Origin of the sequence: Nitrosospira multiformis (assembly GCF_900110185.1) — a bacterium.
GTDB classification, from domain to species: domain Bacteria; phylum Pseudomonadota; class Gammaproteobacteria; order Burkholderiales; family Nitrosomonadaceae; genus Nitrosospira; species Nitrosospira multiformis_A.
In genome coordinates this window covers 109,037-134,614 of the sequence record NZ_FOCT01000002.1, presented here as the reverse complement: position 1 = coordinate 134,614, position 25,578 = coordinate 109,037, and the positions used below count along the sequence as shown (strand labels likewise).

Below are 25,578 nucleotides of genomic sequence, written 5' to 3'. Positions count from 1 at the left end.
TTATTTCTGGTAAATCTGATCAAAAGTGCCGCCATCGGCAAAGTGAAGCTTATGTGCGTTCTTCCAGCCGCCAAACGCATCGTCGATTCTGAACAGCTTGATGTCGGGAAACTGACTTGCATATTTCGTCGCAATTCCGGCATTGGTGGGCCGATAGAAATTCTTCGCGGCAATCTCCTGGCCTGTGTCGGAATAGAGATATTGGAGATAGGCTTCCGCGACGGGACGCGTACCCTTCTTGTCGACGACCTTGTCCACCACCGTGACCGACGGCTCGGCAAGAATGCTGATGGACGGTGCGACAATTTCAAATTTGTCGGGTCCGAGCTCCCTGATGGCGAGGAATGCTTCGTTTTCCCACGAAATGAAGACATCGCCGATGCCGCGCTCCACAAATGTCGTGGTTGAGCCACGCGCGCCCGAGTCCAGCACAGGGACATTCCGGTAGAGCTTCGCTACGAACTCCTTCGCCTTGGCATCGTCACCGTATGTTCGCTTGCCGTATTCCCACGCGGCGAGGTAATTCCAGCGGGCACCCCCCGAGGTTTTCGGATTGGGGGTGATTACGGTGACGCCGGGCTTGACCAGGTCGTTCCAGTCTTTGATGTTCTTGGGGTTGCCCTTCCGGACCAGCAGTACGATGGTTGAAGTGTAAGGCGTGCTGTTATGCGGCAAGCGCTTTTGCCAGTCCGCCGGCAGCAGGCTGGCTTTTTCCGCGATTTCATCGATGTCCTTCGCCAGCGCGAGTGTCACGACATCAGCATCAAGCCCGTCGATGACAGAGCGTGCCTGTTTCCCGGAGCCGCCATGAGACTGTTTTACGGCTACTTTTTCTCCGGTCTTGCTCTCCCAATGCTTCGCGAATGCCGAATTGAACTGCTGATACAGCTCGCGAGTCGGGTCATAGGACACATTCAATAATGTTTTATCTCCCCAGGCATTGCCTCCCCACAGGAGGATTGCGGTAAGGCTCGTCGTTATCCATGCTTTCATTTTCGTATTCTTCCTTTAGGCAAAGTGAAGCCAGTAAGTGAAATCAATAAGTGTCAAATAATCAAAATGCGCTCAATACAACTTCAACGTAAAAAAAGTCCGAACTCCCCGGGCTTCTGCCCAAAGCTGCTATTTGCCGGTTGCGCACAAATTCCCCGCTCGTGAAATGCGAATAACCGATGGTCGTGTCGATGTGTTTCGCCAGCTTGTAGCGTGCCCGGATGTCGAAATTGTGCCCGATGAAATCACCGCTGCTTCCGGTCGCATCCCGGTTGGAAAAGCCTCCTCCGTTACTTCCATTGCCTCTGAAGAGGTTATTGAGGCGGTCGGTATCGCTGGCCAGCCAGTACCAGCTGTAGCCGCCATCGATCCGCAGGTCCTTGAACGGCTGGAACTCGAGCTTTATCTTGGGGGATTTGATATTCTCGAAAACGATGTAATCATCCGCTGACCACGGTCGCGCGAAACCGAAGAACCGTTCGAAGCGGTTATTTACGTTGTCATTGGGATTGCGATCGCCGCTGGCATAACCGTAAAAGGCGCTGATACGAGGTTTCCATGCGTGTTTGAGCGTATAGCCTAGCTCGGTGATGTATGCATGGGCCTGATGTTCCTGAGTGCCATTCCGCCCAAACTGGTAGATCAGGTTGAAATCGAAGTCCAGGCCCGTATCGCCTATCTTGCCGTATCCCCTCAGGGCGGGTGAATGAATATGACGGTCGATCTCGCCTGTCTTGCTGCCATCCTGCGTCAGTCCCATGTAATAGGGCTGGAGTGTGATGAAATCCGACCATTTGCGCCAATGGCCAATGGCGCCGTAGAACCATTGGTTCTCGATGCGCTCGTCAAACTCCGTCAGCAGTCGTTGAACAGGCTGGTAGGCCCATAAGTCCCCCTCCCAATCGTTGACTTCCTGTCCCAGGTTGATGCGAAAACCTTCGAAGGTATTGGTCGTATTGCGCCATTCATTGCGGCCGATCAGACGCCGGTCCAGCGCTTCATAGGCCATGCGGCCAACGCGCAACCTGAGCGGGCGCTGCTGTTTCAGGTCGTCTTGACTCAGCGCGCCCTTGAAATACAATTCGGCATAGGCCTGGATGAGTTCGTGCTCATTGAAATCACGATCATCGGGTGGAAAATGGCCGTTGTAGCGGCGGGAATCCTGGAATTCCACCGCGCCGCGCAGCGGATCGAATATTTCGCGGATTCCGAAGTAGGCGCGGGAGCGCAGCAGGAAAGGCTGGTCCAGCCTGAGTTCGTTGCGCCGTATATCGTTGCTGCGGAATTCGTAGCGGGTACGATGATCGATGCCCACATCCAGCCAGTAGATGTCCTTGAAAGCTTCAATCCCGGTTTTGCTGAGGGTGCGCACATAGCGCGGCGGATCGGATTCGGGCTGGGTCGAGTAGCTGCTGGAAGGCCTGAAGTAGCCCGTCGATTTTTTTTCCTCCTTTGTTGCCGCTGCCGCTGTTTTTCCAGCTGATGTATTTCCAGCTGATGTGTTTCCATCTGATTTGCTGCTTGCTCCCGAGGGATCGGCCTTTTCTTTTTCTTCAACAGGGACAGCACCGTTCTGAGCAAACCTGTTTTCCTGTTCTGTCATTTTGAATTTTTCGGTGTCAATTGTGTCTGCATCTGCCTGAGCCCCGCCCCATGGCAGTATCGTGAGAGCAAACGCAATGACTGTTCCCAGATAAAACTTCATTCCTCTCTCCTGTCTCGTCCTTCCGGTTGCCCGGTCAAGGATCGATGTAATCTGTTTTATTTGGCCTCCAGTCATTTGGTCGGCTTTTATGCCTGCGGCTTCCCGCTCTTGCATTATTCCCTTCACTTTCTCTGGCCAGCCTCGCTACGCCCCATCCGGATTTTTTCCCGGCACTCTATCTGGGTAATCTTGCCGTCATGAATGACCACCTCCACCGAGCCATATTCGATATTTGCAATGGCGTACAGAATCCGTTGTTTAACGTCCACGGGTATCCGGCTGCCGGATTGTCCGGACCCGTAATGCTTTTCTTCCAGATCAATGATTTCAGGGGTGGCTGACATGGTCAAAACGGTTGCGGAGTTTGTGGAAGCGACACGTTACCAGTGACCTTTTATAATTCAAACTAATATCATTTGATTTGCTTATCTGTTTTTTGTATATACAGCGTGATCGTTGATACATGCTCGGGCAACTGGGCGGCACTGTCCAAACCGCATCCAATCTGGGAAAATTACTGGTGCAGTTTTTCAGAAGCCGAGATTGAAACCCGAGTCTATGGGGGCGGGAACCGATGAGTATCTTGAGAAAGAGGTTGCAGCGGGAATGGGAATAGGAATGGAAATGTTGTCCAGAAAGGAGCAACATAACGCCAACAAACTGCATAAGCGGTTGAGGCGGCTTGTCGGGACGGCAATTGCTGATTTCAACATGATTGAGCCTGGAGATCGGGTAATGGTGTGTCTCTCGGGCGGAAAGGACAGCTATGCCCTGCTCGATATCCTCCGCAGCCTGCAGGCGCACGCAGCCACACAATTCGAGCTGATTGTGGTAAATCTGGACCAGAAGCAGCCGGGCTTTCCGGAACACGTGTTGCCGAATTATCTTACGGCCATCGGCATGCCTTTCCGCATCGTCGAGCAGGATACATATAGCGTGGTGAAGCGCCTGATACCGGAGGGGAAAACCACTTGCAGCCTTTGTTCACGCTTGCGCCGCGGGGTTCTGTATCGCGTGGCAGGTGAACTGGGTGCAACGAAAATCGCGCTGGGCCATCATCGCGATGATATTCTTGAAACCCTGTTTCTCAACCTGTTTCATGGCGGCAAGCTGAAAACCATGCCGCCCAAGCTGGTAAGCGATGATGGCAAGCATATCGTCATCCGGCCGCTTGCCTATTGCAAAGAGAAGGACCTGGCCGCCTATGCGGAAATGGAAAATTTCCCGATCATTCCCTGCAACCTATGTGGCTCACAGAAGAATATGCAGCGCCAGGCGGTAAAGGAAATGCTGCAGCAATGGGATAAAAAGTTTCCCGGCAGGCTGGAAAACATGTTCAGCTCTTTACAGAACATCCAGCCCTCACATCTGCTCGATTCCTCGCTTTACGATTTTCATGGGCTCAAAACCGGGAATGGGCCGGTCGTCGATGGCGACAGGGCATTCGACCCCGAGCCCTTCGAGCCGGGTATGGAAGAACTCCTGAACCTGAACAAAGAGTGAAAAATCTATTAAATTCGGCCAACCCTGCAACTGGTGAACAAACCAAGTAAAGCACTCCTCAAATGAGAAAATCGACCGGATCAGCTTCGCAACCAGCTTCGCTGTCAGTTTCACTCTGGCTGGTTTTTATCGGCTTGCTGGTCATTGTGCTGCCAGCCTACTCCGCATTGCCTTTCAGTGACACCAAAAATGGTGTGCCGACCTTGGCGCCGGTGCTTCAGGATGTGACCCCGGCGGTCGTCAATATTTCCGTAGTGACGCGCTCGGCTATAGAAGAGAATCCCTTGTTTCGGGACCCTTTCTTCCGCCGCTTTTTCAATCTTCCCGAGCAGGAGGCCCGGCCGGAGCGCAGTGTGGGCTCCGGCGTGATCATGGATGCGGGCAAGGGCTATGTCGTGACCAACTACCACGTGATCAAGGATGCGCAGCAGGTGGTGGTGACACTCAAAGACAGGCGCCAATTTCAGGCGAAGCTGGTGGGAACGGATCCGGGCACCGATATTGCTCTACTGAAAATCGATGCCAAGAACCTGAAGGCACTACGCCTCGGTGATTCCGATCTGCTCAATGTCGGGGATTTTGTCATCGCGATCGGGAATCCGTTCGGCCTGGGGCAAACGGTAACGTCGGGCATCGTCAGCGCATTGGGAAGAAGCGGCCTGGATATCGAAGGCTATGAAGACTTCATCCAGACCGACGCCTCCATCAATCCGGGCAACTCCGGCGGGGCCCTCATCAACCTCAAGGGGGAACTGATCGGCATCAACACCGCCATCATTGGCCCTGCAGGCGGCAACGTCGGCATCGGCTTTGCGGTTCCCAGTGTGATGGTGAAGGCAGTCCTCGATCAAATCCTGCGCTTCGGCGAGGTACGCCGCGGCAGGCTGGGCGCGAGCAGCGAAGATATTACGCACGACCTGGCGGCCTCACTGGGGTTGCCTTCCACGGAAGGCGCCATCATCAGTGCGGTCGAGTCGGGATCACCCGCCGAAAAAGCCGGGGTGAAACCACGTGATGTGATAACGACTGTCAACGGAAAACCTGTACGGAACTCGATTGATTTGCGCAACAAGGTTGGACTGATGCCCATCGGGGAGACGCTGGATCTCGGGCTGATCAGGAATGGGAAGCGGCTGACTGCGAAAGTAAAGATCGCCAAGCTGGCGGAGGTTGCCAGTACAGGTGCGGAGGCCGTGCCCGAGGTCTCAGGCGCAACCGTGGCGAACCTGAAACCTGGCGCCCACCGGGGAATTGAGGGCGTGATGGTAACAGACGTGGAAGTCAATAGTCCTGCCTGGCTGCGGGGCATCCGGCCAGGCGACCTCATCATTGGCGTCAATCGCCGGCAGGTCCGTTCGGTTCAGGAGTTGCTTGCTGCTCTCAAGGCCAGCAGCCAGGGACGCCTCACTCTAAGCCTGATACGAGGAGACTTCAGGGTGACTATCAGGATCAGGTAAATCCGTTTCCTGAAATATTCTGAAACTGAATCGCCCCCGATAGTCTCCTTAGCCGCTCACCGACGCTTCAAAATACACAATCTCTTGCCTTCCTTCCGGGCTCGCTGGAGGCGGCTCTCACCCACGGGAATGCCCGAGTTCGCGGTATAATCCCCAGCTTTATGGCAGAAAGCCGAGCTTATGCAGGAAAAATATCACCCCCAGGAAATCGAGTCGGAAGCGCAACAGTACTGGCAGCAAACCGCCGCATTCAAGGCTGTGGAGGCGCCGGAAAAGCGGAAATACTATTGTCTTTCGATGTTTCCTTATCCCTCTGGCAAGTTGCACATGGGGCATGTGCGCAACTATACCATTGGCGATGTGCTGTCGCGCTATCACCGTATGCAGGGTTACAACGTGTTGCAACCCATGGGCTGGGATGCCTTCGGCCTGCCGGCAGAGAATGCGGCAATGCAAAACAATGTACCGCCGGCAAAGTGGACCTACGACAATATTGCCTACATGCGCAAGCAATTGCAGAGCCTGGGGCTGGCAATAGATTGGGAGCGCGAGCTTGCCACCTGCCAGCCGGATTACTACCGGTGGAATCAGTGGCTGTTTCTGCGCATGCTGGAAAAGGGCCTAGCCTATAGAACGACGGGTATCGTGAACTGGGACCCTGTCGATCAGACAGTGCTGGCCAATGAGCAGGTAATCGATGGGCGCGGCTGGCGCACCGGGGCTCTGGTGGAAAAGCACGAAATCCCGATGTATTACATGAAGATCACCGCGTATGCCGATGAGCTGCTGGAAGCGCTGAATGCGCTTCCGGGCTGGCCGGAGCGGGTGAGAACGATGCAGGCCAACTGGATCGGCAAGAGCTTCGGGGTCGAAGTCCGGTTTCCTGCTGATGCCGAGTCCGGCATGCCGCAGGACCTGAAGGTTTTTACGACTCGTGCAGATACCTTGTTTGGCGTAACGTATGTGGCTGTCGCGGCCGAGCATCCTGTCGCTCAGCATGCAGCGAAAAGTAATCCTGCTCTTGCTGCATTTATCGAAGAATGCAGGCAGGGCGCGATGATGGAAGCGGAACTCGCTACCCAGGAAAAGAAGGGCAGGGATACAGGGTTGTACGTTATCCACCCCCTGACCGGGGCCAGATTGCCTGTCTGGATAGCCAATTATGTGCTGATGGGCTATGGGGAAGGGGCGGTGATGGCGGTTCCCGCCCACGATGAACGCGATTTCGAGTTTGCCACCCAATATTCCCTGCCGATTAGGGCAGTGATCAAGCCTGTCGATTCAGGCCTGCCAGTGCCGCTTGCCCAGGTATATGTGGAACACGGCATTACGTTCGATTCCGACGAATTCTCCGGTCTCGCGTTCCAGCCCGCAGTGGATGCAATCGCTGCTGCGTTGCAACAGAAGGGATTGGGCGAGAAACGCGTGCATTACCGCCTGCGCGACTGGGGTATTTCCCGGCAGCGTTATTGGGGCTGTCCCATTCCTCTCATCTATTGCGATGCGTGCGGCGTGGTGCCGGTGCCCGATGAGCAGCTTCCCGTGGTGCTTCCGGAAGATCTGGTGCCCGACGGCTCGGGCAACCCGCTTGCTAAAACACCGTCATTTTACGAGTGTTCCTGCCCGCGCTGCGATCAGTCCGCCCGCCGGGAAACCGATACGATGGACACCTTCGTCGATTCGTCATGGTATTACATCCGTTATGCCTGCACCGACCAGCACCGGGCAATGGTGGATGCGCGTGTGGATTACTGGCTCCCCGTTGATCAATATATCGGCGGCATCGAACATGCCATCCTGCATCTGCTCTACTCGCGCTTCTGGAGCAAGGTCATGCGCGATCTCGGCCTGGTGCTGTTCGACGAGCCGTTTGCCAATCTGCTGACCCAAGGCATGGTGCTCAATGAGATCATGTTCCGGAAAACGGAAAGCGGGCGCATCGTCTATTTCAACCCTGCGGATGTGGACATCCAGAGCGACGAGCAGGGAAGACGAATCGGAGCGGTGCTGCGCGCCGATGGCCAGCCGGTTGAAGCAGGCGGCATCGGCACGATGTCGAAATCCCGCAACAACGGCGTCGATCCGCAAAAACTCGTCGAGCAATACGGAGCGGATACAGCCCGGCTCTTCATGATGTTTGCCAGCCCGCCCGAACAGACCCTCGAGTGGGCGGATGCCGGGGTGGAGGGCGCATTCCGTTTTCTGAAGCGATTATGGAAACAGGTTTACGATCATCTGCAACAAAGCGGTGCTGTGAATGGTCCAACCCCGGTTGCAGATCTCGGTCCTGAACTCAAGGCCTTGCGTTTTCAACTGCACCAGACCATCGCCAAGGTGGGTGATGACCTGGGCAGGCGGCATACCTTCAATACCGCGATTGCGGCTGTAATGGAGTTGATGAACGCTCTTGGAAAATTGGAGGATTCGAGCCCGGCTGCCCGGGGGTTGATGCAGGAAGCACTGGAAAATATTGTACTGCTGTTGTCGCCCATCGTTCCTCACATCTGTCATGTCCTCTGGCGGGAGCTTCGCCCGGGCACGGAGTTGCTCGATCAGCCATGGCCGCAAGCAGACGTTGCTGCGCTCGTGCAGGATGAAATTGAACTGATTGTTCAGGTCAATGGCAAGCTGCGTGGGAAGATACAGGTTGCCGCAGATACAAAACCGGTAATCATTGAGCAGCTTGCGCTGGAGAATGAACAGGTGCGAAGGTTCATTGATGGAAAAGCAGTTAAAAAAGTGGTGATGGTGCCAGGGAAACTGATCAATATCGTCATTTGAAGATACGAAAACCGGAACTTGAGGATTGCCGATGAAAAAAATCCTGTTGCTTACATGCTGTCTTTTGCTCGCGGCTTGCGGCTTTCAGTTGCGCGGTACCGCGGCGCTTCCGTTTGATACGCTTTATATTTCCTTCCCACAAGGACATCCCATCGGTACCGATCTCCGGCGCCTCGTTCGGACGGGCACCAGCACCCGTCTCGTTGACAACCGGAAAAAGGCCGAGGCCATACTGGAGATTCTCAGCGTCACCAATGACAGACAGATCATGTCCGTATCAGGCGGGGGGCGCGTTCTGGAGTTTGAACTGCGGTATCGGGTTTCCTTCCGGCTGATCGATGCCAAAGGGGAGGAACTCATTCCTACCAATGAACTGATGCTGCGTCGAATCATGCCTTTTACCAATCAGCAGGTGGTCGCCAAGGAAGGGGAAGAGGCACTGCTCGTGCGGGAGATGCAGAGTGACTCGGCAGATCAGATCGTGCGGCGCCTTGGAGCAGTCAAGGTGGCGGACTTGAATAAGTCTCCACAGGTGAATCCCTGACCGTTGGGGCCTGTGTTGCGGTAACCTGAAGGCGAAGGCATGCGTATTGCGCCCGAACAGCTTGCGCGGCATCTCGATAAGCAGCTTGCACCGCTTTATACGGTATCCGGCGACGAATTACTTCTGGCAATCGAAGCTGCCGACCTGATTCGTACAAAAGCGCGTCAGGGCGGGTATATCGAACGGGAGATTTTCAACGTCGATAGCCACTTCAACTGGACAGAGCTGGAACGGTGCAGCAACAGCCTGTCGTTGTTCGGCGAAAGACGTATAATCGATCTGCGCATCCCCTCGGGCAAGCCGGGCAATCAGGGCAGCGCCGTTTTGGAGAAATACTGCCGCGCCCTGCCGCCAGATACCGTCACACTTGTCACCCTGCCCCGGATCGACCAGCAAGGTGCGGCAACCAGATGGTTCAAGGCGCTTGATGCAGCAGGAGCAGTCATTACGGTTTATCCGGTAGAACGCGGGCGGCTGCCCGACTGGATAGGCCAGCGGCTGACCATGCAGGGGCAGAATGCCGACATCGACACGCTACAATTTCTTGCCGACAAGGTAGAGGGCAATCTGCTCGCAGCCTATCAGGAACTCAAGAAACTTGCGTTGCTTTATCCACCCGGAATGCTGTCGTTCGAGCAGGTGAAGGATGCCGTGCTCGATGTCGCCCGTTATGATGCATTCAAACTATCCGATGCAATGGTTGCCGGGGATACCGCGCGCTATACGCGCATCCTGGAGGTTTTGCAGGGTGAAGGCACGGCATTGCCGTTGATCGTCAATACGCTGGCGGGGCAAATCCGCCTTCTTGTCGCGATTCGTACCAGACTCGACACAGGGAAACCACCGGGACAATTGACCAGCCAGTCTCGAGTATGGCGGGACCGGCAGAAAATAATGGAGAACGCCGCTCGCCGCCTGAACCTTGAACAGTTGGCATCGGCGTTGTCACATGCCGCTAAAATAGACAGAGCCAGCAAGGGCGTTGCAAGCGGCGATCCGTGGGATGAGTTGCTGCAACTGGGTTTGCGTTTTGCAAAGATCGGGTAGCGGCAGTAGTTAAAGCATGGCAAAACGATGACACAAATGGAGAATAGCCGGCATAGGCCGAGCTTCGCCCGACCTGCCGCTACTGGACTTCCATCCGGGAACGCCCGGGTGAGGAATTCTGGCACCGGACCCATCAAGGCGCAGCCATACCCCGAAAGCGGGTATCCAGATTTTTTCGAGACAATAATATTATGAATCAGTGGATTTCCGCTTTCGCGGAAATGACGATCAAGGTTTTGCCCAAAGGACTCTACCCTTATTACCCAGCGGCCGTCGTCGTTGCCGATGGAGCTCCCCGGATTTTCACGAATTTTATTCCTGACAATAGTCGGGCTTGACCCGGAATCCAGTTCCGGAACCGCCAGTTATTCCTGCAATTTTAATTTACTGTCTGAATGGAACGATTGACATGGACATCATCGACATCAAGACCTATATGCAATCCATCGGTCGCGAAGCCCGAGCCGCCTCGCGCCTGCTTGCCAAAGCGGAAACCGCAGCCAAGAACCGGGCGCTCACACAGATGGCGATGGCTATAAAACGGGATGAGCAGCAGCTGTTGGCAGCGAATGCCAGGGACGTGGAAAATGCGAAAGAACGGGGATTGGAAGCGGCAATGATAGACCGGTTGACGCTCACGCCCAAAAGCATAGCGAGCATGGCCGAAGGTTTGCTGCAAATAGCAGCGTTAGCCGATCCGGTGGGTGAAATAAGCGATTTGAATTATCGTCCCTCCGGCATACAGGTCGGAAAAATGCGCGTACCGCTGGGCGTGATTGGCATCATTTATGAAGCGCGCCCCAACGTCACGGCCGATGCCGCGGGGTTGTGCCTCAAGGCGGGTAACGCAGCGCTATTGCGTGGGGGATCGGAAGCCATTCACAGCAATCAGGCGATCGCGGCGTGCGTCAGGGAGGGGCTTAAGACTGCCGGTTTACCCGAGACGGCGATACAGGTTATCGAAACAACCGACCGGGCTGCCGTGGGTGAACTCGTCACCATGAAAGAATTCGTCGATGTCATCGTGCCCCGCGGCGGCAAGGGGTTGATCGAGCGCATCTCGAATGAAGCGCGCATCCCCGTCATCAAGCACCTGGATGGCGTATGCCATATTTATATCGACGAAGAAGCGGACCAGGAAAAGGCCATTCGTGTTGCGGACAACGCCAAGACCCAGCGCTACGGCACCTGCAACACACTCGAAACATTGCTGGTGCATGAGAATATTGCCGGGGAAGTGCTGCCGCCGCTGTGCAGAATCTACCTAGACAAGGGCGTGGAACTGCGCGGCGATCCGGCCTCGCAGGCGATCATTCCGGAAATGAAGGAAGCCAAGGAGGAAGACTGGTATACGGAATATCTTGCGCCTATCTTGAGCGTACGGGTGGTAAGCAGTCTTGATCAGGCCGTCGAGCACATTATGATTTACGGCTCCCAACACACGGATTCCATCATTACCGAGAATTACAGCAACGCGCGCCGTTTTCTCCGCGAAGTGGATTCCAGTTCTGTCATGGTGAATGCCTCCACCCGCTTCGCGGACGGATTCGAGTATGGCCTCGGCGCGGAAATCGGTATCTCCACCGATAAGCTCCATGCTCGCGGCCCGGTGGGACTGGAAGGATTGACCAGCCAGAAATTCATCGTCCTGGGTGACGGGCATATCCGGCAGTAGGTTTCCAGGAATAAGGTCCAATTTTATTTCCTTAAACTAATAAGGTTTTCATGGCTCAGTTTACCGAAATCAAAGTACCGGATATTGGCGACTTCAAGGATGTCGCAGTGATTGAAGTGCTGGTGAAACCCGGCGATACAGTGGAAAAGGAAACATCGCTTATCACCCTGGAAACCGATAAGGCATCCATTGAAGTTCCTTCACCCCAAGCAGGGGTGGTAAAAGAACTCAAGGTCAAGGTCGGCGACAAGGTTTCGGAAGGCTCGGTCATACTCATGCTGGAGGCCACAACAGCGGAAGCGGCTGCTCCTGCTAAAGCCTCTGAACCTGGTGGTGTGAGCAAGCAGGAAGAGCCGGCTGAGAAGCCCGCTGCCAACGTTGCTCCTCCATCGGAAAAAGAGGAAGAAGAGAAAACGCCGACCTCAGTCGCCGCTCCTGCTCCTGAATCCGCAGCACCACCCGCTGCGCCTTCGATTCCACAAGGTGATATTCATGCCGACGTAGTGGTATTGGGTGCAGGGCCGGGTGGCTATACCGCCGCCTTCCGTGCTGCTGATCTCGGCAAGAATGTGGTCTTGATCGAGCGCTACCCCACGCTTGGCGGCGTCTGCCTCAATGTGGGCTGCATTCCCTCCAAGGCGCTGCTGCATGTGGCGAAAGTCATCACCGACGCCGAGGAAACAGCGCAACAGGGTATCGCTTTCGCTAAGCCCGGCATAGAAATAGACAAACTGCGGGGATGGAAGGAATCCATCATCGGCAAACTCACCAAGGGATTGGCGGGACTGGCGAAGCAACGCAAGGTGAAGGTAGTGCGGGGAACGGGCAGGTTCACTTCGCCGAATATGATCGAAGTGGAAACCTCCGACGGAAAGAAAACAGTGTCGTTCGAGCACTGCATCATTGCCGCGGGTTCTGCTGCCGCTCGCATTCCCGGTTTCCCCTACGATGACCCGCGCATCATCGATTCTACTGGCGCACTCAAGCTGGAGGGCATCCCCAAGCGCATGCTGATCATTGGCGGCGGCATTATCGGTCTCGAAATGGCGACGGTCTACGATGCGCTCGGCAGCAGGATCAGTGTCGTCGAATTGATGGATCAATTGATTCCCGGCGCGGATGCCGATGTTATCCGGCCGCTGCACAAACGCATACAGAAACGCTACGAGGCCGTCTACCTCAAAACCAAAGTTACCAGAATTGAAGCGCTGCAAGAAGGATTGAAGGTCACGTTCGAAGGCAGCACTGAGGGTACTGCGGCCCCCGAACCGCAAGTGTATGACCGGATCCTGATGGCGGTAGGACGCCGGCCAAATGGCCGCGAAATTGGCGCAGAAAAGGCAGGTATCGCCGTGAACGAACGTGGCTTCATCCCGGTGGATAAGCAGTTGCGGACCAATGTTTCGCACATCTTTGCCATTGGCGACATCGCGGGCGAGCCCATGCTGGCGCACAAGGCATCGCATGAAGGCAAACTGGCGGCGGAAATCATCGCTGGCGGGGAGAAGATGAAGTCGGCAGCGTTCGACGCCCGCGCCATTCCCTCCGTAGCTTACACCGATCCGGAGATCGCCTGGATGGGTCTCACCGAAACCGAAGCCAGAAAGCAAGGTATCGAATTCGAAAAGGCGGTATTTCCGTGGGCTGCCAGCGGTCGTGCTTTGGCAATGGCACGCGACGAGGGCATGACAAAGTTAATCCTGGACAAGAAAACGCGTCGTATTCTTGGCGCGGGCATCGTAGGCATCAATGCCGGTGAACTGATATCCGAAACCGTACTGGGATTGGAAATGGGCGCGGACATGGAAGATATCGGCCTTACCATCCACCCGCATCCGACCTTATCCGAAACCGTGTTTTTTGCTGCCGAGATTGCGGAAGGGACGATTACCGATCTTTATATGCCGAAGAAATAGAGGATCAATGGGGTCGGAGCCGACTGATTTCCGGAAATCAGTCGGCTCCGACCCCATTGATTTTGACTCCATTGATCCGACTTTGCTTATCAGAATAACAGAAGGTTTTATACATACAGGTAGGGTTAAGGGAATCATCTGCTTAATCCATCTTTTTTCTTGGTTACGGTTTCCTGTTTGTCTGATATTTTTGCGATAGAAATCCAGTACTTCGGCATGTAATTCCTGCCATGCCATACCTTCCGGGCATTCGCTGCGTCAGGGCCACCGCCCTTTTAAGTTGAAGTCTCGACTTCCAGTGCTATGGCATCGATTTCCGTAGCTTCCGGTCCTTCGGTATGTGCGAATTCCTCACTATCCTCGTAAGCCAGACGGGTTGTGCCGGTAGCCCTGATGAGCGCGCCAGCGACGAGTCCCGCTATCAGAGCGAGCACGACACTGAAGGCGATGCCGATAAATTGGGCAACTGCTATGCCGGGCACGACCAGGACGGCAACCAATGCACCGAGCAATCCCGGCATTCCATGCAGATTATGGACTCCACAGGTGTCAACGATCTTGAAGCGTCTCTCAAGTTCTGGTTGAATGAACACAAACCCGATGACGCTGACCGCACCGGCAAGCAGGCCGATCGCAAAAGCACCTGTCGGCGACACGATATTGCAGGTCGAACCGATCGCTACTCCGCCGGCCAGCGCCGCATTCGCCATATCGACCATCGAGGTTTTGCCTTTATGGAAATATGTACTCAAAAAGTACGTGGTGATCGTGGCGCCGCACAGTGCGAGTACCGTGTTGACCACTGTCTGCGGCATTTGTTCGAAGGGAACGATGGCAGTGGCGAAACTAGGCCAGAAAAGCCACAGGACCATTGAACCAAGCATTGCGAATCGATCAGAAGTCGCATCTGACTCAATCGGCTGGCTTCGTTGTCGCGCTGTGGTCAGCGCAAGGGATAATCCCAGGCCAAAATATGCACCGAAGGCGTGTATGATGAGCGACCCCGCAGTATCCTGAAATCCCTCGGTCATACCCATTCCATTATCCAGCACCAGCCATTCGTTCAAGAGATAAGCGGGAATCAGGAGCAGCGCCAGCAGTGCGTATTGGAAAACGCGGAGACGACCGAGGACCGCGCCCATGGCGATCAACCCGGACGCCACGGCGAATTCGGCAAAGAGCAATGCCTGCACCGTGTTTGGAGCAATTTCGTGGGCGAATACGCCGTTTGCGCGAAGCAGAATATAAAGCGGAAGACCGACAGCTACTACCAGATATGTTCCGGTCGTGGCCCCAAATCCATATCTTTTGACAAATACCATGAGGAAGCCGAAACCCACCAGCAACATGGCGAGGATATGGATTACATAATTGTATTGAGCTACCTGTCGTGCCTCGTTAAGCTCGGGCGCACTGCCCCCCTCGCTCGCCCAGGCACTTAGATACAGCAGAAAAAAACCGGCTGTGCCACACAACGTCATGCAGAGACTTTTTTTCATTTTTCCCTCCATATTGTTTACGGTTATCTGACTTGCCCAGGCACAGTGTGAACCTCAATAGCCTCAAGTACAATAGGGATATTTCAATAAAGTAAAGGGACTTCAATTTAAAAAAAGAAACACGATGTCGGTGCTTCAAAGTCTCAGCAGGAGCAGGCTGTATTGATCCTAAATATTCGCCGTATGGGAGGGGAGGAAGAGCAGGATTGTGTAGCGAAATTCAAGAAGGACGAGACGAAAAATGTCTGGTTTCTATACTGCGAAGATCGAAACAGCAGATGGCATCTTGCGAAAGAGCGTAGTCACGAGACTTTGAGCCAAAGGGCGATGCCCCTGATCGGGATGGCGGCAAGGAGTGAGGTACTGTTTTGGGGTATCGGGTGGCAAGCTTCCCCGGCGTTTCAGATGGAGAGAGGTATTTTCACGGCAGGGCAACGCGTTGCGGTCTAAGATGAAGAGGGTGCGCTCAGTGCGCCCGTTCGTGCAGTGCGACGGCGAGGCCGTTTTGACGCGCTGATTGCACCACAATTTAGACTAGCGGAGTCTCGGAGATGAAAAGAAATTCAAAATTTGATCTGTGGCCTTTATGTTTTCTTTGTTTCATTTCTTTTACTACAAATGTTCAAGCAGAATGTAAACCTAATTTAGGAGAAAACCATACTTGGCGCTTTTCTGCTTATGCGAAAAAGGATTGTATCGATATCATCGGATCCTGGCACGAAGGCAGTTGCGCTGATAATACATGGAGCAAATGCTATAACATAAAAACGAATTCCGGAGTCGACAGTTATATGTGGCTGGCATTACATAGCATTAAAATAAGGTTATATAAGGATAATAGTTGTAAAGAGGCTTTGAATACTTTTGCGACAGATAGAATAGTGCCTGATACTGAAGAAAGAAGATATTCGTCATTTAGAGTATATTGCGACATCTAAACGGAAGCGAGAGTTTTCCTGAGAGTTTCCCTTTTATCGAGCCCCTTGCCGAATGGGTCGAGCACTTTTTCGGAATGGGGTCGTCACAGAAAACGCAAAAAATCGTACGCTAAGCGTGCGTCGAAGCCGGAATCCAGCAGTATAGCGTTGGTACGGAGATCCCGGGTTCCGGGTCACATCCTCGGGTGCAATATTCCAGCCTGCGGACTCTCGCTCTTCTTCCCCAGGAGCTAAGTTTCGCCGCCCGTTAAAATCCCAGGTTCCCTTCCTAGAGCCTCGTTCTTGACTGATATCTGCGATAGAGATCGAGAACCTTGGGTACGTAATTTCTGGTCTCCTGAAATGGTGGAATCCGGTTTCCGTACTTGATGACGTTGTTTTCGCCAGCATTGTAGGCGGCCAGGGTCAGGCTCAGATTTCCGTTGAACATTCTCAGCAGCTCGGTGAGATATCTCGCGCCGCCATGGAGATTCTGCACGGGATCGAAGCGATCGGTTACGCCATATCTCTGGGCAGTTTCCGGCATGAGTTGCATTAGGCCCGCCGCGCCCTTTTTTGAAACTGCCCGGGGGTTGTAGGCCGATTCGACAGTGACCACGGCGTGGAGCAGCGCGTCTTCGAGGGCATGGGCGCGGGCGACTTCCTTGATTACCGAACCATATTGCGTTCTGAGTGATGCCAGCGGATGCCCGTTATTTGAAGCTGTCCGTGATTTCCCGGGGTTGGCGTTGCTCCCGATGAATGGGACATACCGTTCATCCGCTGGCACGTTGCTGAAATGCACCACGCCATGTTCATCGGTAAACGAGTAGATGATCTCTGCACATGCTAGCTGCGTCAATCCACAGCTCAGCAATATCGCTATGGTCAGCGGTGTCGATGGTTTCAAGCTCATAAAGCTGGGGAGTCCAGGCTTTCGCCTTTCTTGTATGCCCGGAAGTGGCTGCTAGATTATACTCATGCTCATGTTAAAGATTTAATTTTTATAAACAGGTATCTTGCCCGTTTATTAACGAGAAGCGGGGACCGATAGGACGGGTTCGATTGACTTTTTGCTCTGATCTCGGTTCAGAAATTTCGCGCAACACTTCTGCTACTTTCGACTTCAATCGAGTCTGATTCCATTGAAATGGTTTGTGATTGCTACATACTGTGCGATCGATAAATTTTCCGCTCGAAGATTAGAGTCGATCCCCAGCTTGAGATAATCCTCCGCCGTAAGATGATTGCGTAACGTGTTGCGCAGCGTTTTGCGGCGCTGCGAGAAGGCGGCGGAAACGATTTCCGCAAACAATTTTTCCTGGCTCGCCTCGATCAGCGGTTTCTGGAGTGGAATCATGCGAACCACGGCCGATTCGACTTTTGGCGGCGGGCGGAAGCATTCGGGCGAGACGATGAAGAGCTGCTCCATTTCGAAGCGGCATTGCAGCATGACTGAAAGCCGTCCGTAATCCGAAGTAGAGGGTTTGGCTACCATGCGGGCGACCACTTCCTTCTGCAGCATGAAGTGCATATCGCGGATGTGCGCCGCGAACCGGCTCAGGTGGAAAAGGAGTGGAGTGGAAATGTTGTAGGGCAGGTTGCCCACTACCCGCAGACTTTCACCGAGGCTGGAGAAGTCGAATTCGAGCGCATCCCCTTCATGTATCGTCAGCCTTTTCGCGGAAAATTCATCACGTAGCCGCTTCACGATATCCCGGTCGATCTCCACCACATGCAGATGTTCAAGTGACTGGAGTAGAGGTCGTGTCAATGCTCCCAGTCCTGGACCGATCTCTACCATTACATCCTCCCGACGGGGATGGAGGGCGCGAATAATGTCGGCTACGGTTTGGGAATCAACCAGAAAGTTCTGGCCGAAGCGCTTGCGGGGAGTGTGCTGCATGGTTTATGAGAATTTGCAGGCTCGTTTACCCTTCGGCAAGCTCAGGCGAACGAGGATGCAGGATTGAGGGTTATCGCTGATGCGCAACCAGCGATGCCGCCATTTCGATAGCCGCCACCAGGCTGCCCGGATCAGCTTTGCCTGTTCCCGCCAATTCAAGGGCGGTGCCATGATCCACGGAGGTACGGATGATAGGCAAGCCCAGTGTGACGTTGACGGCAGTGCCAAAGCTCGCGTGCTTGAGCACCGGTAGCCCCTGGTCGTGGTACATGGCGAATATGCAGTCGTAATCCTTCAGCTTCGATGGATTGAAAAGTGTATCGGCAGGCAGGGGGCCGATCAGATTCATCCCCTCGGCGCGCAGCTTGTCGAGCGAAGGGATGATGATATCGATTTCTTCCCTGCCCAGATGACCTGATTCCCCTGCATGAGGATTCAAGCCCGCTACGGCGATGCGTGGCTTCGGAATACCGAAGCGAGTGACCAGATCATGCTCGATGATGCGCAGCTTCTGCTCCAAAACATCACTCGTAATGGCACTCGCGACGTCTTTCAGGGGCAGGTGAGTAGTGGCGAGTGTTACCCGCATCCCGCCGCCGGTGAGCATCATGACGGGACGGCCGTTTGTCAGTTGCGCGAGATATTCAGTGTGACCAGTAAAAGAAATGCCGGCATCATTGATGATGCCTTTGTGCACCGGCGCCGTTACCATTGCATCAAACTCGCCATTGATGCATCCGGCAACAGCCCGCTCGAGCGTCTTCAGCACATAGGGCGCATTAGCGGCATCGAGTTTACCGGGAGGGGCAGTCTCGGCCAGGGGAATGTGCAGGACATGCAAAATCCCTTCGTCCGGCCTTAATTCGGTGCGGGAGGGGTAGTCCGTTATTGCCAATGGAAGTCGCAGCAAGCGTGCGCGCTCCCGCAGCAATTCCCTATCGGCAATGACAATGAGCCTGAAAGGCAAACTCAGTTGAGCGACCTGCACACACAGGTCGGGACCGATGCCAGCGGGTTCCCCCGCGGTGAGAGCGAGCTTGGGATTATTCAACATCGGCCGCCCCGTCTATTACAAGTGTTAACAGACCCTAGCCTTCTTCCAGCCGATACTCGACATACGCCCGGTCCCGCAGGCGCTGCAACCATTCCTGGAATGCCGTCTCCGCTTTGCGGGCGCGGATCGCCTGGCGTGCGGACTGGCGTTTTCGCTCCTGGCTTACATCCTGAGTGCGGCGCTCGATGACTTGAATGAGATGCCATCCAAAAGGAGATTGGACAGGGCCGCTGATTTCTCCCGGCTTGAGAGCGCTCATGGCCTGTTCAAATTCCGGTACCGTATCGCCCGGCGAGACCCAGCCGAGATCACCCCCGGTGGGGGCGCTGGCGTCTTCCGAATGAAGCTTCGCCAGTTCCTCGAACTTGCCGCCATGATCCAGACGTTCTTTCAATTCGGTTACACGTCTGTGGGCATCAGCTTCCGAGGTGAGTTCGCTGATTTTTACCAGAATATGGCGCGCATGCGTCTGGTCTATCATAGTAGTTACCGTGTCCTGGTTGCGGCGGTCGACCAGCTTGAGGATATGAAATCCGTTCGGGCTTGGAATTATCCCGGTGATTTCCCCCGGTTTCATTGGAGTCAGTATTTCGGCAAACTTTTTTGTGAGTTGGGCAGCAGGGCGCCAGTTAAGCAGGCCACCTTCCATCGCATCCGGCGCATCCGAGAACTCCGCGGCTACCTGAGCAAACTCGGTCCCCGCCTTCAATTTTGCCAGGACGCTTTCAGCCCGCTGCCGTGCCGCATCACGTTTCAAAGGGTCGGCTCCTTCGGATACCTGCACCAGAATATGGGCAATGCGATATTCGTCGCTCTGGCTGGGCGAATCTTCCTGCGTTTCCAGAAAATGATCGACTTCCCCTTCGGTCACGCTCACGCGATTGCTTACCTCACGCTCTTTCAGCCTGACCAGGATGATTTCATCACGAATCTCGTCACGGAACTTGCTGAAGCTGACCCCGTCTTCCGCCAGCGCCCTGTCGAATTCCTGCAGGGACATCTTGTTTTCCTGCGCGATACGGCGCAAAGTCTGGTCGAGTTCCGCGTCGCTTACGGTCAGTCCGGTTTCGTTCGCAAGTTGCAGTTGCACGCGGTTCAGGATTATTCGCTCCAGAAGCTGCTTTTCCAGTACAGCAGGCGGGGGAGGCTGTACGCCTTGCTTTTGCAATTGTTTCAGCATGGCGCTGAGCATTTCGTCCAGTTCATGGCGGGTAACCACGTTCTCATTCACAACCGCAACGATATGATCGATGGTTTCCACCCCCGAATACGCCGGTTGCTGGACAATGGCCATTCCGGTAAGCAGCGTTAAAAGGGGAAGGGAAAAGGGGGAACGCGACAATTTCGTGCCCATGTGAATAAGCTTCTGGAATAGGGGAGAGATAGCGTGATCGTGACGTGCGAACAGTGATAGATGCGAGGTGCTATGGCCCTTCTATCAAGCCGCTTCCCTGGCTACCCGTCCTGATATACCCGGGAATGCTGCGTTGCAATACGGTCAACGGGTTCGATCCGATTTGCATCAGGCCGTTCAACTCAAGTTGCAAAAAAGCCGCTGTGGTCGATTTCTGCGTAGCAAGGGTCAAATGCTGAAGCACAAACCGCAACGACCAGCAGCAGGCATTATACTCAACTCCTGCCAGCCCTTCCAGAATTCTCTTATCCTGTAACGAGTAATTCAGGCGGGCCACCGTTTGCCATCTTTCCGACCATCGCCATTGGCTGGAAGCATCCACCTGATGCAGCACATCGCGGGTAAAACGGTAACCGAAATTCAACACGCGACCCGGCTCCGGACGATAGCTCACACCCGAGCGGACCACATCCGCCAGGAGGCGCGTCTGGTCAAACTGGAAGCTGGTGTCGGTACTGATGGTGGGTGTAAGAAAACCCGACACTGCGGCAATAAAATCAGGTCGGCGATCGATGGTTTGTGGGGTCTCCAATGTGATCCGGCGATCGATAAAGCTTAATTGATGCCCGACAGCCAAGCGCAAACGCTCCCTCCCGGTACTGGATTCCAGCAGGCGGGTCGTCAGCGCAAAAGTCACCTGGTTGGCATCATTGATACGGTCGCTCCCGCTGAAACGGTTTTCCGCCAGCATCTGGGCAAAGCTGAAGTCAGTCTTGGCGGAATCGAAATTCGGCAACTGATCTTGCGCGCGGAATGGGACGTAAACATAGAAAACGCGCGGCTCAAGCGTCTGCGTAAAGCTTTCTCCGCCCAAGGACATTTTGCGATCGAAGGCAAGGCCGCTGTCGAGGCTGAATATCGGCAAGGTGCGGCTGGGGTTTTCATCGGACAAGCCGGCAGCCTCCCCGAGGCTGTAACGGGTGTAGTGCATGCCCACCTTGGGCGTGATGAAACCGAACGAATTGCGAAGAGGGTAGCTCATGCTTGGGAAGAGCACGATCCTGCGGCCGTTGACCAGAGTGGGATGGGAGAAGTTGGTCCAACTCCCAGAAAGATTGACATCGACTCCCGTTCCGAAGACGTCCGGTTTATTCGCGTTCAACCCCACCTGCGGCAGGCGCTTGTAAGGCACGACAATTGTGGCCAGGGGGTCCTGAATCGTCTGGAAGCTCTGGACAAGCGAGGTTACGTTAAATGTGCCGTCATCTCCCAGCCCGCGATTGTAAGACAGCAGTCCCTGCTGCAGCAGGTTGGTGCGGGATGTGAGATTCAGGTTGTTGCCAAAGTCGCGAAAATAGGTTGCATCCGACACCCTGTTGTAATCCAGGCGAGCGGAAAAGCCAGCGCCCAGATAATGATTGTGCCAGAACGACGTGCGCCACCGCGTCGTTTGCGTATCCAGGTCATGAGGCACGATGTCGGCGAGCAGGTTGCTGCTCGAGTTTTGGCCCAGAAAGCGAAATTCGTTGTTGATCGCTAGGCCGCGCTTCGACATCATGCGTGCGGAGAACGTGGCGTCATAGTTGGGCGCGATGTTCCAGTAGAAGGGCAGAGCCAGTTCAAGACCGGTCCTGCTGCCGGTGCCGTAGGTCGGCGCCAGCAATCCTGATTTGCGCTCGCCGCTGTATGAGAAATTCATCCAAGGGGTATACAGTATCGGCACCTCCTTGAAGGTGAGCTTCACATTTTTGGCGGTGCCCACTTTCTTGTCATTGTCGAGCTTCAGGTCGGTCACCTGGAGAACCCAACTGTCGTCTCCCACAGGGCAGGTGGTGTAATTGGCCTTCTGCAGGCGGTACTGGTTCTCGCCTTCAAACAGGAGCATGCCCGCATAACCGCGGCTGCTCGCATCCTTCAAACGATAGCTGGGCTCGCTTAACTGGCCGGTTTTGCTCAGCAGATTGAATTTGAGATCGGATCCTTCCAGTATGTCACCTTCCTTTTCCACACGAACGTTGCCTTGGGCCTCGGCATCGTTGGTGCCCTGGTTGTATTTCATCCGCTCGGCGGAAATAAACTGAGCGCCGGCAGACAGTTCCGCCTTGCCTATCGCTTCGATTTCCTCCTCCACGTGGCCTTGCAAGCGATCCGCAACGACGAACACGGGGGGCTGTTTGTCCGTTTCCGCTTCAACTTCTGCCAGTTTTTGCTCGATTGCCTCGGGTTCAGCCTCGCCGGCAAGACGCAGCTTTGCGTCGCCTGCTTCTTCCCTGTGCCCTCCAATGCGCTCGCCTTCTGCAAACCCCGGTCTGTCCTGGTCTGCTTCTGCCGCTGCAGGTGTCCTCGCGGACTTCTCCCCGCGCTTTTGCGCGGATAAACTGCCCGGCGCGGACTGAGTCCTGGTGCGCAGCCTGGGCTCTCCTTCTTCCACGACAGGTCCGGGAAGGCGTTCCACGCCACCTGGTAAAACCATATTTTCCGCCTTCTCCGATTCCTGGGCTGAGGTGCCTGCCCGGGAGCCGGTTTTTATTGCGGGGGATGGTGTATAGTTCTGCTGAGGCCCGGGCGGCGTATCTTTAGCGGTGCGGCCCGCTTTTTGATTGGGTTTTTTTATCTGATCAGTTGAAATGGTCGAGCGACTGCGTAATTCACTCTCGTTTCTGGTGTCTGACTCGTATTCATGATGGCCCCCGATGCTTTCCGTATCGATAACCACCGGCTTATCGTCACCCTCCCCAGAAGGGGCTGGGCGTCCCTGCTCTGGCTTTGAAGAAAGAGACGGCAGATCGGCATGCGCATTGCAGGCAAGGCAAAACAGCAAAAACAACCAGCCAGCGGAACGGATAAAACGCAATTTCATGTAAAGTTCTTCAACCTGAAAACGATATCATCCGGAAATGGATGAATGCCTATTTTCAAGCTCATAAGTCTCGCGTCACCGTATGGAAGCTGCTGTATGGAAGCATGGGGCGCGGAATAGGGGGGCGCCACCCGTGCAAATGGAAGCTGCTCCTGCGTGCAGTCCGACGCTCAACCGGCATCAGTAGTGGACTGCAAACAAACAAAAGCTGTAAGTGTAACAAAAAAGAGTGACAAGCCAGCAGGGAAGAGGTCGAACGAACAATCGAAGCACGCTGACAGGATGGAACGGGCCAATTCCGGGCGGGCATATCGGGCGGGGATATTTTAGCCGCAAGCAGGCGGACGCGTAATTCATTTTATATACATCAGGAGCAAGCTTTGCATATTCATATCCTTGGCATCTGCGGCACATTCATGGGAGGCATTGCGGCAATCGCACAGGAAGCGGGTCACAAGGTTACCGGTTGCGATGCGGGAGTCTATCCCCCAATGAGTACGCAATTGAAATCGCGGGGTATCGAGTTGATCGAAGGATTTTCCCCGGAACAAACCAGGCTGAATCCTGACCTGTTCGTAATAGGGAATGTGGTGAGCCGCGGCAATCCCCTCATGGAAGAGATTCTGGACCGCAACCTGCCCTATATTTCCGGTCCTCAATGGCTTTCGGAAAATGTCCTGCGGGACAAATGGGTGCTTGCGGTCGCGGGGACGCATGGCAAAACCACAACCAGTTCCATGCTGGCGTGGATTCTCGAATATGCCGGAATGGAACCCGGATTCCTCATTGGCGGCATACCACAGAACTTCGGAATCTCGGCCAGATTGGGGGTTTCCGGTTTTTTCGTCATTGAAGCCGATGAATACGACACGGCTTTTTTTGACAAGCGTTCCAAGTTTGTCCATTTTCATCCAAGAACAGCCATTCTCAATAACCTGGAATACGATCATGCAGATATTTTCAGGAATCTGGAGGAGATCGAGCAGCAGTTTCACCATCTCGTGCGTGTCGTTCCCGGCAAGGGTCTTATCATCAGCAATGGCCAGGAAGAGAATCTGGAGCGGGTCTTGCGGAAGGGATGCTGGACACCCGTCGAAAGGATAGGCGTCGCTAACGGGTGGGAGGCAAACGTCCTCACGGATGGTGCAGTTGCCGTATCCTTTTTGGGTGAATCTCAGGGAACGCTGCTATGGGAATTGCTGGGAAAGCACAACCGGATGAATGCACTCGCCGCACTGGCTGCTGCTCGTCACGCCGGTGTACCGGTAAAGACAGGCATTGCCGCACTGGCGGAATTCAGGAATGTCAAGCGCCGCATGGAAGTAAGGGGCGTAACGAGGGACATCACGGTCTATGACGATTTTGCCCATCACCCGACAGCGATTCGGACAACGATCGATGGATTGCGCAGCAGGGTGAAGGAAGCGCGCATCATTGCCGTGCTTGAGCCACGCTCGAATACCATGAAAATGGGCGTGTGGAAAGAAAGTCTGGCAGACAGCCTGACAGGGGCGGACGTGGTGTTCTGCTACGCCGCCAACCTGGGCTGGGATTTGCCACAAGCGCTGCTTCCGCTGGGCGAAAAAGCGGTTGCCTTTGAAGAGCTGGAACAATTGATAGCCGCGATTACGGCATACGCCCAACCAGGCGACCATGTACTCGTCATGAGCAATGCCGGTTTCGGGGGTATTCACGAAAAACTCCTCAAAAGGATGGCTGCAGTTGCAGCAGACGAAGTTGCCAGTGGGTAAGGGTTAAGCTGCCGCCAGTCAGGCAGACAGATATGGCAGGACAGGAACCGGATTGACAATCACTGCGGTGATTTTACCTTGCCGCAATTCGCGCTGAGCCAGCGTCCCGTAGTATCCGCGTGCTCATTGACGGGAGTGTTTTGCATTGTGCCGGTAAACACGGTCCATCCCGAGAAACTTTCCGGTGTCGTAAACGAACCCTCGGCTCGCCCCTTGCCCTGCAATTGAGGATTGGTGCAGACGAGATCCATCTTGTAGTCATTCTCGGTGCGGATGGCATTCTTGATGCTGCATCCCGCTTCGTGAACGTGCAAATAGGAAGGAATCTCCTGATCCGCCATTTCCTGAGTGATGCAGATTCTGGAGGTGGCCGCTCCATTCTCGATTTGCGGTAAATCCAGTCCATATTGCTTCGCCAGATTCGTCAGCTGCTGCATTTGTTCAGGCGGAATCCGTGGCACCAGGGCCAATAGCATCGACGTCGTCGTTATTTCCCATAAGCCGGGCCTTATGGGGGGTTCTGCCGCATAGCCCACCGAAACCATGAATAACAGTAGTGATGGAAGGATTTTTCGCATCGAATCTTTCAGCTCGGTTCTTCAGATATCAACCTATT

Annotated in this window: 18 protein-coding genes and 1 pseudogene; 9 read left to right on the top strand and 10 right to left on the bottom strand. The window is 54.6% G+C overall.

Annotated elements, in window-relative coordinates:
* From BMY01_RS02890 to BMY01_RS02880, 3 genes are all read right to left on the bottom strand, one after another.
* A complete protein-coding gene (locus tag BMY01_RS02890; RefSeq protein WP_074744147.1) occupies window positions 1-993 on the bottom strand; it encodes a sulfate ABC transporter substrate-binding protein in 993 nt (330 codons plus the stop codon).
* 61 nt (window positions 994-1,054) lie between these two features.
* On the bottom strand, window positions 1,055-2,698 hold the full coding sequence (locus tag BMY01_RS02885) for an alginate export family protein (RefSeq protein WP_074744549.1): 1,644 nt from the start codon (window positions 2,696-2,698) through the stop codon (window positions 1,055-1,057).
* 122 nt (window positions 2,699-2,820) lie between these two features.
* On the bottom strand, window positions 2,821-3,042 hold the full coding sequence (locus BMY01_RS02880) for a YezD family protein (RefSeq protein ID WP_081353653.1): 222 nt from the start codon (window positions 3,040-3,042) through the stop codon (window positions 2,821-2,823).
* A gap of 262 nt (window positions 3,043-3,304) precedes the next feature.
* Here BMY01_RS02880 and ttcA point away from each other — a divergent pair, with 262 nt between their 5' ends.
* The 7 genes from ttcA to lpdA all read left to right on the top strand — a co-directional run bounded on the left by ttcA (window position 3,305) and on the right by lpdA (window position 13,621).
* Entirely contained in the window at window positions 3,305-4,201 is an 897-nt protein-coding gene (gene ttcA / locus BMY01_RS02875; RefSeq protein ID WP_081353696.1) for a tRNA 2-thiocytidine(32) synthetase TtcA, read from the top strand.
* Between the two features lie 62 nt (window positions 4,202-4,263).
* A complete protein-coding gene (locus BMY01_RS02870; protein WP_139176676.1) occupies window positions 4,264-5,658 on the top strand; it encodes a DegQ family serine endoprotease in 1,395 nt (464 codons plus the stop codon).
* 180 nt (window positions 5,659-5,838) lie between these two features.
* Window positions 5,839-8,439: a leucine--tRNA ligase gene (leuS, locus tag BMY01_RS02865; protein WP_074744145.1), complete on the top strand. Its 2,601-nt coding sequence runs from the start codon at window positions 5,839-5,841 to the stop codon at window positions 8,437-8,439.
* Window positions 8,440-8,470: 31 nt separating this feature from the next.
* On the top strand, window positions 8,471-8,983 hold the full coding sequence (locus BMY01_RS02860; RefSeq protein ID WP_074744143.1) for an LPS-assembly lipoprotein LptE: 513 nt from the start codon (window positions 8,471-8,473) through the stop codon (window positions 8,981-8,983).
* 39 nt (window positions 8,984-9,022) lie between these two features.
* Window positions 9,023-10,030: a DNA polymerase III subunit delta gene (gene holA / locus BMY01_RS02855; protein ID WP_074744141.1), complete on the top strand. Its 1,008-nt coding sequence runs from the start codon at window positions 9,023-9,025 to the stop codon at window positions 10,028-10,030.
* A gap of 409 nt (window positions 10,031-10,439) precedes the next feature.
* On the top strand, window positions 10,440-11,705 hold the full coding sequence (locus tag BMY01_RS02850; RefSeq protein WP_074744139.1) for a glutamate-5-semialdehyde dehydrogenase: 1,266 nt from the start codon (window positions 10,440-10,442) through the stop codon (window positions 11,703-11,705).
* Between the two features lie 50 nt (window positions 11,706-11,755).
* On the top strand, window positions 11,756-13,621 hold the full coding sequence (gene lpdA / locus BMY01_RS02845; protein WP_074744137.1) for a dihydrolipoyl dehydrogenase: 1,866 nt from the start codon (window positions 11,756-11,758) through the stop codon (window positions 13,619-13,621).
* A gap of 275 nt (window positions 13,622-13,896) precedes the next feature.
* Here the strand turns inward: lpdA and BMY01_RS02840 are convergent, their stop codons facing one another.
* Window positions 13,897-15,120 carry an ammonium transporter gene (locus BMY01_RS02840; protein WP_074744136.1) on the bottom strand — a complete coding sequence of 408 codons (1,224 nt, stop codon included), beginning with the start codon at window positions 15,118-15,120 and terminating at the stop codon, window positions 13,897-13,899.
* Window positions 15,121-15,279: 159 nt separating this feature from the next.
* On the opposite strand from BMY01_RS02840, the pseudogene BMY01_RS02835 reads away from it, so the two are divergent.
* Window positions 15,280-15,570 (top strand): annotated as a pseudogene (locus BMY01_RS02835) (hypothetical protein); the annotation flags it as partial.
* A 756-nt stretch (window positions 15,571-16,326) separates the two neighbouring features.
* Here BMY01_RS02835 and BMY01_RS02830 read toward each other — a convergent pair.
* From BMY01_RS02830 to BMY01_RS02810, 5 genes are all read right to left on the bottom strand, one after another.
* On the bottom strand, window positions 16,327-16,953 hold the full coding sequence (locus tag BMY01_RS02830) for a lytic transglycosylase domain-containing protein (protein WP_074744132.1): 627 nt from the start codon (window positions 16,951-16,953) through the stop codon (window positions 16,327-16,329).
* 210 nt (window positions 16,954-17,163) lie between these two features.
* Complete coding sequence (rsmA, locus tag BMY01_RS02825; RefSeq protein ID WP_074744130.1) at window positions 17,164-17,943, bottom strand: 16S rRNA (adenine(1518)-N(6)/adenine(1519)-N(6))-dimethyltransferase RsmA; 780 nt, start codon at window positions 17,941-17,943, stop codon at window positions 17,164-17,166.
* Window positions 17,944-18,013: 70 nt separating this feature from the next.
* Window positions 18,014-18,997: a 4-hydroxythreonine-4-phosphate dehydrogenase PdxA gene (gene pdxA, locus BMY01_RS02820; RefSeq protein ID WP_074744128.1), complete on the bottom strand. Its 984-nt coding sequence runs from the start codon at window positions 18,995-18,997 to the stop codon at window positions 18,014-18,016.
* Window positions 18,998-19,031: 34 nt separating this feature from the next.
* Window positions 19,032-20,351, bottom strand: a complete 1,320-nt coding sequence (locus BMY01_RS02815; protein ID WP_074744126.1) for a peptidylprolyl isomerase — start codon at window positions 20,349-20,351, stop codon at window positions 19,032-19,034.
* A 70-nt stretch (window positions 20,352-20,421) separates the two neighbouring features.
* Window positions 20,422-23,211 carry an LPS-assembly protein LptD gene (locus BMY01_RS02810; protein WP_074744124.1) on the bottom strand — a complete coding sequence of 930 codons (2,790 nt, stop codon included), beginning with the start codon at window positions 23,209-23,211 and terminating at the stop codon, window positions 20,422-20,424.
* A gap of 380 nt (window positions 23,212-23,591) precedes the next feature.
* Here BMY01_RS02810 and mpl point away from each other — a divergent pair, with 380 nt between their 5' ends.
* Complete coding sequence (gene mpl / locus BMY01_RS02805) at window positions 23,592-24,962, top strand: UDP-N-acetylmuramate:L-alanyl-gamma-D-glutamyl-meso-diaminopimelate ligase (RefSeq protein ID WP_074744122.1); 1,371 nt, start codon at window positions 23,592-23,594, stop codon at window positions 24,960-24,962.
* Window positions 24,963-25,021: 59 nt separating this feature from the next.
* Here the strand turns inward: mpl and BMY01_RS02800 are convergent, their stop codons facing one another.
* The gene (locus BMY01_RS02800) at window positions 25,022-25,540 is read right to left on the bottom strand and encodes a DUF3617 domain-containing protein (RefSeq protein WP_074744121.1); all 519 of its coding nucleotides are present in this window, start codon (window positions 25,538-25,540) and stop codon (window positions 25,022-25,024) included.
* Between the last annotated feature and the right edge of the window lie 38 nt (window positions 25,541-25,578).

Coding starts and splice junctions, on each gene's coding strand:
- leuS (WP_074744145.1), top strand. CDS start 5,839: ATGCAGGAAAAATATCACCCCCAGGAAATCGAGTCGGAAGCGCAACAG.
- BMY01_RS02885 (WP_074744549.1), bottom strand. CDS start 2,698: ATGAAGTTTTATCTGGGAACAGTCATTGCGTTTGCTCTCACGATACTG.
- BMY01_RS02815 (WP_074744126.1), bottom strand. CDS start 20,351: ATGGGCACGAAATTGTCGCGTTCCCCCTTTTCCCTTCCCCTTTTAACG.
- BMY01_RS02890 (WP_074744147.1), bottom strand. CDS start 993: ATGAAAGCATGGATAACGACGAGCCTTACCGCAATCCTCCTGTGGGGA.
- BMY01_RS02860 (WP_074744143.1), top strand. CDS start 8,471: ATGAAAAAAATCCTGTTGCTTACATGCTGTCTTTTGCTCGCGGCTTGC.
- BMY01_RS02850 (WP_074744139.1), top strand. CDS start 10,440: ATGGACATCATCGACATCAAGACCTATATGCAATCCATCGGTCGCGAA.
- BMY01_RS02830 (WP_074744132.1), bottom strand. CDS start 16,953: ATGAGCTTGAAACCATCGACACCGCTGACCATAGCGATATTGCTGAGC.
- ttcA (WP_081353696.1), top strand. CDS start 3,305: ATGGGAATAGGAATGGAAATGTTGTCCAGAAAGGAGCAACATAACGCC.
- rsmA (WP_074744130.1), bottom strand. CDS start 17,943: ATGCAGCACACTCCCCGCAAGCGCTTCGGCCAGAACTTTCTGGTTGAT.
- BMY01_RS02870 (WP_139176676.1), top strand. CDS start 4,264: ATGAGAAAATCGACCGGATCAGCTTCGCAACCAGCTTCGCTGTCAGTT.
- holA (WP_074744141.1), top strand. CDS start 9,023: ATGCGTATTGCGCCCGAACAGCTTGCGCGGCATCTCGATAAGCAGCTT.
- lpdA (WP_074744137.1), top strand. CDS start 11,756: ATGGCTCAGTTTACCGAAATCAAAGTACCGGATATTGGCGACTTCAAG.
- BMY01_RS02810 (WP_074744124.1), bottom strand. CDS start 23,211: ATGAAATTGCGTTTTATCCGTTCCGCTGGCTGGTTGTTTTTGCTGTTT.
- BMY01_RS02800 (WP_074744121.1), bottom strand. CDS start 25,540: ATGCGAAAAATCCTTCCATCACTACTGTTATTCATGGTTTCGGTGGGC.
- BMY01_RS02840 (WP_074744136.1), bottom strand. CDS start 15,120: ATGAAAAAAAGTCTCTGCATGACGTTGTGTGGCACAGCCGGTTTTTTT.
- BMY01_RS02880 (WP_081353653.1), bottom strand. CDS start 3,042: ATGTCAGCCACCCCTGAAATCATTGATCTGGAAGAAAAGCATTACGGG.
- pdxA (WP_074744128.1), bottom strand. CDS start 18,997: ATGTTGAATAATCCCAAGCTCGCTCTCACCGCGGGGGAACCCGCTGGC.